The organism is Gaiella sp. (assembly GCF_039915195.1).
In the GTDB taxonomy this organism is placed as follows: Bacteria; Actinomycetota; Thermoleophilia; order Gaiellales; family Gaiellaceae; genus Gaiella.
In genome coordinates this window covers 1-9,985 of sequence record NZ_JBDSNT010000079.1, presented here as the reverse complement: position 1 = coordinate 9,985, position 9,985 = coordinate 1, and the positions used below count along the sequence as shown (strand labels likewise).

The 9,985-nt window shown below is 68.1% G+C and carries 13 protein-coding genes and 1 pseudogene; 7 read left to right on the top strand and 7 right to left on the bottom strand.

The window, feature by feature from the left end:
• A partial coding sequence (locus tag ABIR74_RS08160) for a hypothetical protein (protein ID WP_348176903.1) occupies window positions 1-816 on the bottom strand: 816 nt, incomplete at its 3' end.
• 185 nt (window positions 817-1,001) lie between these two features.
• Here ABIR74_RS08160 and ABIR74_RS08155 point away from each other — a divergent pair.
• Together ABIR74_RS08155 and ABIR74_RS08150 are read left to right on the top strand one after the other, a co-directional pair.
• Window positions 1,002-1,463 (top strand): annotated as a pseudogene (locus tag ABIR74_RS08155) (peroxiredoxin-like family protein); the annotation flags it as partial.
• Window positions 1,460-2,164, top strand: coding sequence for an SDR family NAD(P)-dependent oxidoreductase (locus ABIR74_RS08150; RefSeq protein ID WP_348176901.1), 705 nt, complete (start codon window positions 1,460-1,462; stop codon window positions 2,162-2,164). The pseudogene ABIR74_RS08155 and the gene ABIR74_RS08150, both read left to right, overlap by 4 nt.
• A gap of 140 nt (window positions 2,165-2,304) precedes the next feature.
• Here the strand turns inward: ABIR74_RS08150 and ABIR74_RS08145 are convergent, their stop codons facing one another.
• From ABIR74_RS08145 to ABIR74_RS08130, 4 genes are all read right to left on the bottom strand, one after another.
• Entirely contained in the window at window positions 2,305-2,481 is a 177-nt protein-coding gene (locus tag ABIR74_RS08145) for a zinc-binding dehydrogenase (protein WP_348176899.1), read from the bottom strand.
• A 21-nt stretch (window positions 2,482-2,502) separates the two neighbouring features.
• Window positions 2,503-2,880 (bottom strand): type II toxin-antitoxin system PemK/MazF family toxin, encoded by a 378-nt coding sequence (locus tag ABIR74_RS08140; protein WP_348176897.1) that lies wholly within the window; start codon window positions 2,878-2,880, stop codon window positions 2,503-2,505.
• Complete coding sequence (locus tag ABIR74_RS08135; RefSeq protein ID WP_348176895.1) at window positions 2,813-3,082, bottom strand: ribbon-helix-helix protein, CopG family; 270 nt, start codon at window positions 3,080-3,082, stop codon at window positions 2,813-2,815. Before ABIR74_RS08135 ends, ABIR74_RS08140 begins: the two co-directional genes overlap by 68 nt.
• 138 nt (window positions 3,083-3,220) lie before the next feature.
• Window positions 3,221-3,886 carry a hypothetical protein gene (locus tag ABIR74_RS08130; protein ID WP_348176893.1) on the bottom strand — a complete coding sequence of 222 codons (666 nt, stop codon included), beginning with the start codon at window positions 3,884-3,886 and terminating at the stop codon, window positions 3,221-3,223.
• A gap of 144 nt (window positions 3,887-4,030) precedes the next feature.
• Here ABIR74_RS08130 and ABIR74_RS08125 point away from each other — a divergent pair, with 144 nt between their 5' ends.
• Together ABIR74_RS08125 and ABIR74_RS08120 are read left to right on the top strand one after the other, a co-directional pair.
• Window positions 4,031-5,623 (top strand): HD domain-containing phosphohydrolase, encoded by a 1,593-nt coding sequence (locus ABIR74_RS08125; protein ID WP_348176891.1) that lies wholly within the window; start codon window positions 4,031-4,033, stop codon window positions 5,621-5,623.
• Between the two features lie 86 nt (window positions 5,624-5,709).
• Window positions 5,710-6,117: a nuclear transport factor 2 family protein gene (locus tag ABIR74_RS08120; RefSeq protein ID WP_348176888.1), complete on the top strand. Its 408-nt coding sequence runs from the start codon at window positions 5,710-5,712 to the stop codon at window positions 6,115-6,117.
• On the opposite strand, the gene ABIR74_RS08115 is transcribed toward ABIR74_RS08120, so the two are convergent.
• Complete coding sequence (locus tag ABIR74_RS08115; protein WP_348176886.1) at window positions 6,114-6,764, bottom strand: XRE family transcriptional regulator; 651 nt, start codon at window positions 6,762-6,764, stop codon at window positions 6,114-6,116. The two genes, ABIR74_RS08120 and ABIR74_RS08115, sit on opposite strands and share 4 nt — an antisense overlap.
• A 97-nt stretch (window positions 6,765-6,861) precedes the next feature.
• On the opposite strand from ABIR74_RS08115, the gene ABIR74_RS08110 reads away from it, so the two are divergent.
• The 3 genes from ABIR74_RS08110 to ABIR74_RS08100 are packed head-to-tail and all read left to right on the top strand — an operon-like array spanning window position 6,862 to window position 8,823.
• Window positions 6,862-7,830: an NAD(P)/FAD-dependent oxidoreductase gene (locus tag ABIR74_RS08110; protein ID WP_348176883.1), complete on the top strand. Its 969-nt coding sequence runs from the start codon at window positions 6,862-6,864 to the stop codon at window positions 7,828-7,830.
• Complete coding sequence (locus ABIR74_RS08105; protein WP_348176881.1) at window positions 7,827-8,087, top strand: hypothetical protein; 261 nt, start codon at window positions 7,827-7,829, stop codon at window positions 8,085-8,087. The genes ABIR74_RS08110 and ABIR74_RS08105 overlap by 4 nt, the downstream gene beginning before the upstream one ends.
• Window positions 8,088-8,127: 40 nt before the next feature.
• Window positions 8,128-8,823 carry a DUF4386 domain-containing protein gene (locus tag ABIR74_RS08100; RefSeq protein ID WP_348176879.1) on the top strand — a complete coding sequence of 232 codons (696 nt, stop codon included), beginning with the start codon at window positions 8,128-8,130 and terminating at the stop codon, window positions 8,821-8,823.
• 174 nt (window positions 8,824-8,997) lie between these two features.
• Here ABIR74_RS08100 and ABIR74_RS08095 read toward each other — a convergent pair.
• A partial coding sequence (locus tag ABIR74_RS08095) for an NAD(P)-dependent alcohol dehydrogenase (RefSeq protein ID WP_348176877.1) occupies window positions 8,998-9,985 on the bottom strand: 988 nt, incomplete at its 5' end.

Genomic DNA, 9,985 nt, shown 5'->3' with positions numbered 1-9,985 from the left:
GGAGCGCGAGAGCGACGGGAGGACGAGCAGCCCGAGGAACGACCAGAGCGTCATCCAGAGCGTCAGCCTGGCGAGGCCGGTGACCGAGTTGGCCGCGGCGGATGTCCCGAGGAGCACGGCGGCGAGCCCTATGAACGTGAAGAGCGCTGCCGCCACCACACCGAGCGCGCGCGATCCACTGCGCCTGACGGCCTCACGGCGCGCCGATTGTACCTCGGCGGTCTTCCCCGTCCACGCGGCCGAGAGCATCGTCCGATCGAACCCTGGAACTCCGACGATGCCGCCGACGAACGACGGATCGGAACCGCGCAGACGGTCTCCCTCACGACGAACGGCGCCGACCAGCCGGGCCAGCGGAACCTGCGCGGCCAGAAGGATGACCATGAGAACGAACGACGCAGCGAGGGCTCCCGCGTCCCCACCCGCCCGGCCGGCCGCGAGGAGAACGACCGCGACGGCGAGGAGACACGCGCCGTGTGCGGCAACGCCGCGGGCCCAAACCCGCGCGAAGCCGTTAGCGGCTACCGGGCGCCCGTACCGGTGAGGCAATACCTGGCCACCGAGGAGATCGAACGGTGCAGAGACCGCGACGTAGGCGCCGACGAGAAGCGCAAGCCACGCGACATCGCCGAACGCCCACGACGAGGACTCCGGCAGGACAATCTCCGCAACGTCGAGCACGAGGAGCACAGTGCTGAGAACGACAAGCGTCCCGACCGACGTGATCCCGAGGCGCAAGCGAGCGCGCGCGTAGGTCGTACCCGGCGGGTGATCGGGACGCGGAGTGGCCACGTGGCCGGATGATGCGGTGGGCATGGGGGGTACTCTATCAAGGTTTTGTCCTACTTATGTCCAATATCATGTATACTTGTCTCATGAAGCCGTTCCCCGCATTTCAACTGGTCGATGCCGACGCACGAACCGTCACCGAACGAGACCTTCTCGGTCACCCTGCCGTCGTGTACCTCGCGCGGCACCCTGGCTGAAACGTCTGCCGCTCCTACCTCCGCCGTGTCGTGGAGGCCGCCGAAGAGATCGAGGCCGCAGGCGCGCGACTGGTCGTCGTCACACCGCAGAGCGCCGATCGAGCCGCCGGCTGGCGAGAGGAGCTCTCTCTCGAAGATGCCCTCGTCATCGCCGACCCGAGGCGAACGCTGTACAAGGCGCTCGGTGCCCGTCGACCGAAGCCGCTCTGGCTACTGCGACCCCGGGTCGCGATCGCGGGCACTCGTGCGCTTCTTGCAGGCGAGCGCGTCAGCGTGACCAAGGGTGACGACACCCTGCAACTGGGCGCCGACGTCGTCGTCGACAAGGACGGGCAGATCGTCTTCCTGCACCTTGCCTCCGACGCAGCCGACCGCACGCCGCCGGAGGAGCTCGTCGCCGCTGTGCGCAGGCTGGGCTCGGTCGCCGGAGCGGGCGCCGTCCCGGCGGGCAGGGCGCCCACGACACCGTCGTCATGAGCGTCTCCCCCACGCCAACCCGATCGCTCGCCGGGGCGCGGATTCTGATCGTCGGAGCCTCGGGCGGCCTGGGCGTACCGACCGCAACCGCGCTCGCGGCTCGCGGGGCGCACCTCGCGGTGGCCGGGCGCGACCCGACCCGGCTCGGCAATCTCGGGGTCGACGCCGGCCGAATCTTCGCATTCGACCTCGCGGACTCCGCCGCCGCTCAGCCACTCGTCACCGCAGCGACAGGCGCACTCGGAGGACTCGACGGCGTTATCTGCTGCGCAGGCGCTGTTGCCTTCGGCCCTCTCGACACGATCCCCATCGACATCCTCCACGAGATCGTCGCCGTCGACCTCGTCGGCCCGCTCGTTCTCGCGCGGGCTGCGATCCCCGCCCTGTCGCGCGGCGGGTTCGTGCTCAACATCAGCGGCATTGTCGCCGAGGTCCCGACGGCGGGACTCGTCTCCTATTCGGCGGCCAAAGCGGGAATCTCTGCGGGGTTTCGGGCTCTCGCTCGCGAGGTACGCCCGCGGGGAATCTCCGTCATCGACGCCCGGCCGCCGCATACGGAGACGGGCCTTGCGGGCCGCCCGCTTCACGGGGAGCCCCCGAGGATGCGGCCCGGGCTCGACCCAGGCATCGTCGCCGAACGGCTCGTTCGCGCGATCGAGTTCGACGAGCGAGACGTGCCGGCGAGCAGCTTCACGCCGTAGTGCATTGGGACGACTTCTGTGCAGAGAAGGACGCCGCGTCGGTCGGGCGCATGCCGGAGTCCTCGCACCCGCAGGGCCTCCGAGCCGGCTGCTCGGACGTCTCGCTCGGTGTCGGCGGCCTCCCGGCTGACTCTCCGTCCTCAGCGGATCGCCAGGACCACGTTTCCCTTCTTCCGGTGCGTGTCGACGTAGCGATGCGCGTCGACGACATCGTCCAGCGCATACGTCCTGTCGACGACCGCTCGGTACTCGCCGTGCGCGATCAGGTCGGCGAGGGTGAGGATGTCCGGCTTCTCCCGTGCAGGTGAACACGCCACCCAGGATGAGCACGGAAGCCCTCAGCGACCGAGGCCGAGGACAACCTGAACAGCCCGGTCGAGATCGCCGAGCTCTTCCCACGTGAGCGAGCGGGCCGTGGCTCCGAGGCGCGAGCGATCGACCGCCGTTAGCTGGTCGGCAAGCACGCGCGTTCGCGAGCCGGCGACGGTGATCTCTGGCCGGAACGACGCAGGCTGAGTGCTCATCGACGTCGGCGCGACGATCACCGTGGACAGTGCGAGCAGATCGCCGGCCTGAAGTACGACTCCGTAGCGCAGACCCCGTTGCTCGTGCGCCTGCGCGCCCCGAGGTGCGCGCAGGCGCACCACGTCACCACGCTGCACGAAGCCCGTCCATGAACACGCGCACGTCGGCGATCTCGCGACGGTCGGGGTCATCCGCGGCCAGCCGCGCCGCCTCGGCCGCGAGCGAGCTGTCGCCCGCACGACGTCGTGCTGCTTCGACGAGCGCGAGCCGCATCGCCTGCGACTGCGTCAGTCCCGATGCGATGAGCTGGTCGAGCGCCGCATCCGCATCGGGGTCGAGGCGAACCGAGATGGCACGATCGGGCACAGCAATGACTGTATCACCTTTCGTCATACCAAAATCCTACCGTTCAACCCGAGACGACTTCGTGTCGTTTCTGTGCCGGGTTCGTGTCGGGTTGAACAGGACTCGTGTACAGCGGGCACTCGGCTCGCCCCTCACCGGAGCGCACTCCAATCGCTGACACGGGCGCTACGCCGCGAGCGCCTCCGGCCTGAGCTTCAGGATCTCCCCGTCGAAGTCCTCGATCACCCCGCTCTCCTCCAGCATCCGGCCATACCACTTCACGACCTCGGGGTGCAGCTGGAAGAGGGTCGAGAGCACGCTGACCCGGTGCTCGCCGCTGATCAGGTTGGCCGGCCACTCGTCGGGATGCCGTACATCGAGCTCGAGGACGTTGGCGATCGTCTGGACGGCGAACTTGTGAAAGGTGTTGGGCTGCTCGAAGTCTCCCGTCTCGGGGTCGCGGAGCGCGGCGAGGATCTCGCACGTTCGATACGTGTGATCGACGAAGGCCGCCCTCTTCTGGAGCGCCCGGAGAACGGCGCCGCAGCCGAGGATCGAGTCCACGCATTCCCGCGGAGAGTTGCCCTCCACGCCGGCAATGCAGTCGCAGACGAGGTGGTAGACGGCAAACCGCTCACCCGACCGCCAGTCCACTCCCTCGTGGTAGATCCACGAGACGCGATGAGGCCCGTTCTCGACGTAGGTCATGACGGGATTGATCGCGTCCCCGTACCGACGCTCCGCATGCTCGGCCCAGGTGGCGACACGACCCGTGAAGCGACTCGGCTGCAACTCGTGCAACGCCACGGCCCTGTGGATCAGCGAGAAAACCTCCTGCTCGTCAATGCTCACAGAGTGGCGAAGGATCTTGCCTGACCTCATTTTCGACCTCCCGAAAGACGCCGGCACCAGTCATCCAACCGCTGACCCACTATGCATCGACAGCAGGACGGTGCCTCATGAGCCGGGGCGATCGTAGGGGCATACAATCGCGCCATGCCGTCGGCCACCTCCGGGGGAAAAACGCCACGGTCGGTCGCCGAAGAGCCGATTCGCGCGGCCGAGGTTGTCGGCGCGCTCTCGCTCGCGACCGACCTCGGCACCGGGCAGCCGCTCGAACACGCGTTGCGCACCGCGGTGATCGCGATTCGCCTCGGTGAGCTTGCCGGCGCCTCGCAGCAGGAGCTCGTCGACACCTATTACGTCGCCCTCCTTCACTCATCCGGCTGCACGTCGGACGGGCACGAAGCGGCACAACTGTACGGCGACGACATCGCGCCGCGAGCAGCCTTCGCGCTCGTCGACGCGGGCGAGGTGGGTGAGATCGTCGAGTACTTGCAGTCGAACGTCGGCCTCGGCCGCACCGCCGAGGAACGCGCCGTCATGATCGAGCAGGCGATCCTGCACGGGCTCGACATGGCTCGCCAGACGTTCGCAATGCACTGCGAGGTAGCACAGCGCTTCGCCTCCTGGCTCGGCTTCAGCGAAGGAACACAGGCGGCTCTTGCACACGTCTTCGAGCGCTGGGACGGGAACGGCTTCCCGGGTGTGGCGAGCGGCGAAGGGATCCCGTTGCCGATGCGGATTCTCCACATCGCGCGGGACGTCTCGGTGTTCCTGTCGGCTGCCGGGCCGGAGGAGGCGCGCCTCGTCGTCGAGCGACGCTCCGGCTCCGCCTACGACCCGAATCTCGCTGCGCTCGCCGCGCAGCATCTCGGCGGGATCCTCGCCGAGCTCGACGACACCCGGATCTGGGAGCAGGCGCTCGAGGTCGAGCCGTTTCCGCAGATCTGGATCGCCGGTGAGCGGGTCGACTCGGCGTTCCTCGCAATCGCCGCGTTCACGGATCTCAAGACGCCGTGGCTGCGCGAGCACTCGACAGGCGTCGCCGATCTTGCCGAGGCAGCCGCCTGGCGCCTCGACCTGCCCGCCGACACTGTCACGCTGATCCGCCGCGCCGCGCTCGCGCACGATCTCGGCCGCGTGGGCGTCTCGAACGCGATCTGGGAGAAGACTGGCGCTCTCGGCTTCGGCGAGTGGGAGCGCGTGCGGCTCCACCCCCACTTCACGGAGCGCGCCTTCGCGCAGTCGCCGGCACTCGCGCCGATCGGGCTCGTCGCCGGCTCACATCACGAGCGACTCGACGGCTCGGGATACCAGCGCGGCACGCGTGGGCCGGCGCTCGACCAGGCTGCACGGATCCTCGCGGCCGCCGACTGCTACGCGGCGATGCGTGAAGCTCGTCCCTACCGGCCTGCGCTCGATGCCGAGGCGGCCGAAGCGGAGCTGATTCGCGAGGTCGGTGAGGGACGGCTCGACCCGGAGGCCGTCGACGCAGTGCTCGCCGCCGCCGGCCACCTCATACGCCGACGCCCGCGAGAGCTCGCCGCGGGGCTCACCGATCGCGAGCTCGAGGTGCTTCTCGTTCTGGCGCGAGGCGCGACGAACCAGGAGATCGCGAAGGCGCTTGGGATCTCGCCGAAGACGGTCGGGCACCACGTGCAGCACGTCTACCGGAAAACCGGCGTCAACAGCCGCGCGGCGGCGACGCTCTGGGCCTTCCAGCACGACCTCGTGCACACCGGGTAGGCAGTCCGGTGGAATAGGGCGTTCGCCCGATGCGCGCCTCGACGCTCCCGGACCATTCTCCTCTGGTCATCGACCAAGGAGGAAGCATGAGCACCATCGTCACCGAACACCCGAACGCCGCGCTCGTTCGCCGGGGCTACGCCGCGTTCAACACCGCCGACATGGAGACCCTCACGGAGCTCTTCCACGAGGGCTCCTGCTGGCACACGCCCGGACGGAGCCCTCTCGGCGGCAGCTTCCAGGGCCGCGACGCGGTCTTCGGCCACTTCGGCTCCTACGGCGGCCTCACTGCCGGCACCTTCCAGGCCAACCTGCAAGACGTGGTGGCGAACGAGGAAGGAACCGTGATCGCGATCCACCAGAACACGGCGCAGAAGGATGGCAAGACCCTCGACGTCAGCTGCTGCATCGTCTTCGAAATCAGAGACGGCCGGGTTCTCGACGGGCGGGAGTATTTCTTCGACCTGCACGCCTGGGACGCGTTCTGGGGTTAGCTGGCCGGATCGTGACGGACGGGGCTCCGCGCGCGCGGAGCTCCGTCCGTTCTGCAGCTTGCAGATGCTGATCGACTTGCGGCGCGGACGTGGACGTGGTCGTCGCGCCTGCCGAGCAGGCTGAGGATTTCGACCGGTTGATCTCCTGCCGGGCCGAACCAGTGCGGAAGGCCGGTGTCGAACTCGGCGACCTCGCCCGGCCCCATCGTGAGGTCGCGGTCCCCGATGATCAAGCGCAGCTGCCCGGAGAGGACGTAGAGCCATTCGTGGCCCTCGTGGATACGGAGCTCGGGTTCCCCAGGCTCGGGTGGGATGATCACTTTCCAGGCGTGCATGCCGCTCGGTGTCTGGGTCAGAGGAACGACAATGCGACCGTTGCGTTTCCGAGGCTTCGGCCGGATTCTGGGGTCGCCGACCTCCGGAGCGCCGACCAGCTCGTCGAGAGGCACCTGGTGAGCCTGAGCGATCGGTAGGAGCAGCTCGAGGCTGGGCTTGCGCTGGCCCGTCTCCAATCGGGAGAGCGTGCTCTTCGAGATCCCGGTCGCTGCGGCCAGTTCGGTCAAGGTGACACGCCGTCGGGCGCGCAATCGCTTGAGGCGGGGGCCGACCTCGGCGAGGACGGTCGCGATCGTCGGCGGGTCTGCCATTGCCTCAGCTAACCACCGTTTCCCGGAAACAGCAACTTTCGTAGCCGGATGGAGCGCCCAAACCCATAGTGGAGGAACACAACTCAGGAGGCCTGGAATGGAAGAACAGTCCTATGACGTGGCGGTCGTCGGCGGCGGCGCGGCGGGTCTCAGCGCGGCGCTGGTGCTCGGTCGGGCGCGGCGGCGGGTAGCCGTGATCGACGCGGGCGAGCCGCGGAATGCGCCGGCCACCCACATGCAGGGCTTTCTGTCGCGTGATGGCATGCCGCCTGCCGAGCTCCTCGCAGCGGCCCGCTCGGAGACCCTGGGGTACGGCGTCGAGATCATCGACGACCGGGTGATCGAGGTCACGAACGGCTTCACGCTCAGCCTCGCCGGGAGCCCGGCCCTGACCGCGCGACGGCTTCTCCTCGCGACCGGAGCGGTCGACCGGCTGCCCGACATTCCCGGTGCGCGCGAGCGCTGGGGCCGAGACTTCCTCCACTGCCCCTACTGCCACGGCTGGGAGGTTCGAGACCAACCGATCGGTGTCATCAACACCGGCCCCGGCTCGGTCGACTACGCGCACCTCCTGCGCCAATGGTCGTCCGAGCTGGTGTTCTTCACGCACACCCACCCGGTCACGTCGACCGAACGCCAGGTGCTCGACGCACGCGATATCGAGGTCAGCGACGGCCAGATCGCGGGACTGTCGATCGTGAATGACCGCCTCGACGCCGTCCAGCTCACAAACGGCAGCTCCATCGCGCGGACGGCGCTGTTCATCAGGCCCGCGCTCCACGCCCGCGACGACACCCTGATGCGGTCGCTCGGCCTCGAGGTCGACGAAAGCGGGATCGCCCGGGTCGACGCGACCGGCCGCACGACCATGCCCGGCGTGTGGGCTGCAGGCAACGCAAGCAACCCGCGAGCACAGGTCATCACCGCTGCAGGCGAAGGCTCAGCAGCCGGGATCGACATCAACAACGACCTCGTCGCGGAAGACATCCGCAACGCGCCCTCGACGCGTAGCGCCGCGGTGCGATCCGCACCAGCAACCAACCAACGCGAAAGGACATCCCGATGAGCAACCCGACCGAAAGCATTCCTGCACGGGTCCCGCCACCCACGAAACACCAGCTCGCGCTCATGATCTGGCTCTGCGTCTTCCCGACCCTGACGGCGATCAACCTCCTCGTCGGCGACTGGCTCAGCCCGATGCCGTCCGTGCTCCGCACCTTCGTGCTCGCAACGATCGCCGTACCCATCGTCATCTACGGGCTCATGCCCCACCTTCACGGGTTCCGCGCCCGGCTGGTGAGCCGCAAACGGCAGGAAGGCTGAAATGAGCGATCTCGACTACTCTCGACGATCCCAACAAGAAATGAGGGACACACCGATGGAGTCCGACCAGCGAAATGCACGGATCTTCGGAGTGCTCTTCCTCCTCACGTTCATCACCTCGATACCGGCGCTCGCGCTCTTCCAGTCCGTGCTCGACGACCCGGCCGCGTACATCGCCGGTGGCGGCAAGGACAGCCAGGTCTACCTCGGGGTGCTCCTCGAGCTCCTCCTCATCATCGCGAACGTTGCGACAGCAGTCGTGGTTTATCCAATCCTGAGGCGCCAGAACGAGATCCTCTCCCTCGGCTACGTCGCCGCGCGCCTCGTCGAGTGCATGTTCATCGCATCCGGGATCATCTTCGTGCTCGGGATCGTCAGCCTGCGTCAAGACGACCCGAGCGCCTCCGCACTCGCCGTCTCGCTCGCCGCGCTCAAGGACTGGACGTTCCTGCTCGGCCCCGGGTTCGTCGTCGGCTGGGGAAACGGCTTGATCCTCGGCTACCTGATGTACAGCTCCCGCCTCGTACCGCGAGGGATGGCGATGCTCGGCCTCATCGGTGGCCCACTGATCATCATCGCGGGGATCGGCGTGCTGCTCGACGTCTGGGACGCCGGCGGCACCGTGCAGGCCCTCGCGACGATCCCGGAGTTCCTATGGGAACTGTCGCTCGGGATCTACTGCACCGTCAAGGGGTTCAAACGCGACGCTCCGGTCCTCTCTCAGGCCACGAGCTGACGCGGTGCATAGGTGCCTCACCGCTGCGAACGAATCGCGAAGCCCGGATCGAGACACACCGGCGGGCGACGCCTCTCTCCGCTCGCCGTGGAGAACGCAACGGGCGATCCCGGCCGCAGCGGGCGGGATCGCCCTCCGCCTCGAGCAGGCGGATCGGCCTCACGGGCCTCGTGACTACACGGTGTGGGGTTGGCCCGCCGGCGCGATCGCGTCGCTGACGGTGATGACGAGCTTGCCTCGCGCCCGTCCGGCTACCAGCTGTCGCATGGCATCGGGCATGTCGCTGAGCGGGTAGGTCTGTTCGACCACGGGCACCAGTTGGCACTCGTCGATCAGTTCGCTGAGGCGTTCGAGAACGGTGTAGTGCTCCTTGGGGCCGAGCATGGTCAGGCGCTGGCCGACGAACGGTGAGAGGGCTAGTGCCCGCAGTTGGCGGCCCATGCCGATCCAGTTGCCCCCGCCTTCGCCGCCGACGATGACGAGAGCGCCCCTGGGGGCGAGCGCACGCCGCAGCCGTGAGAGCGCTGAGTTGCCGCCGACGTCGAGGATCAGGTCGTAGTGCTTCTCACCATCGGCGAAGTCCTCGCGGGTGTAGTCGATGACGTGATCGGCGCCGATCGACCGCACCAGGTCGAGCTTGTCGGTGCTGCAGACCCCGGTGACTTCCGCTCCCGTTGCCTTGGCGATCTGCACGGCGAAGCTGCCAACGCCGCCGGAGGCGCCGACGATCAATACGTTCTGTCCAGCCTGCAGCCGGCCGACGTCGCACAGTCCGCGCAACGCGGTCATCGCGGAGACGGGCACCGCGGCGGCCTGCTCGAACGTGAGCCTCGACGGCTTGCGCGCGAGCTTGTCCTCGCGGGCGGCGGCGAACTCGGCGAACGAGCCCTTGCTGACTCCGAACACCTCGTCACCGGGCTGGAAGCGCGTTACTTCGGTTCCGGCTGCAACCACGACACCCGCCACGTCGAGGCCGGGGATAGGGTTCTTCGGTGCGCGAAGGCCGGCGACCAGCCGGGCGGCATAGGGCAGACCGGCCATCAGATGCCAGGTGCCCCTGTCGAGCCCGGCGGAGTGGACCTGCACCAGCACCTCGTCGGGTCCGATCACCGGCCGGTCTATCTCGTCCACCGTCAACACGTCGGCCGTGCCGTACGCCTTC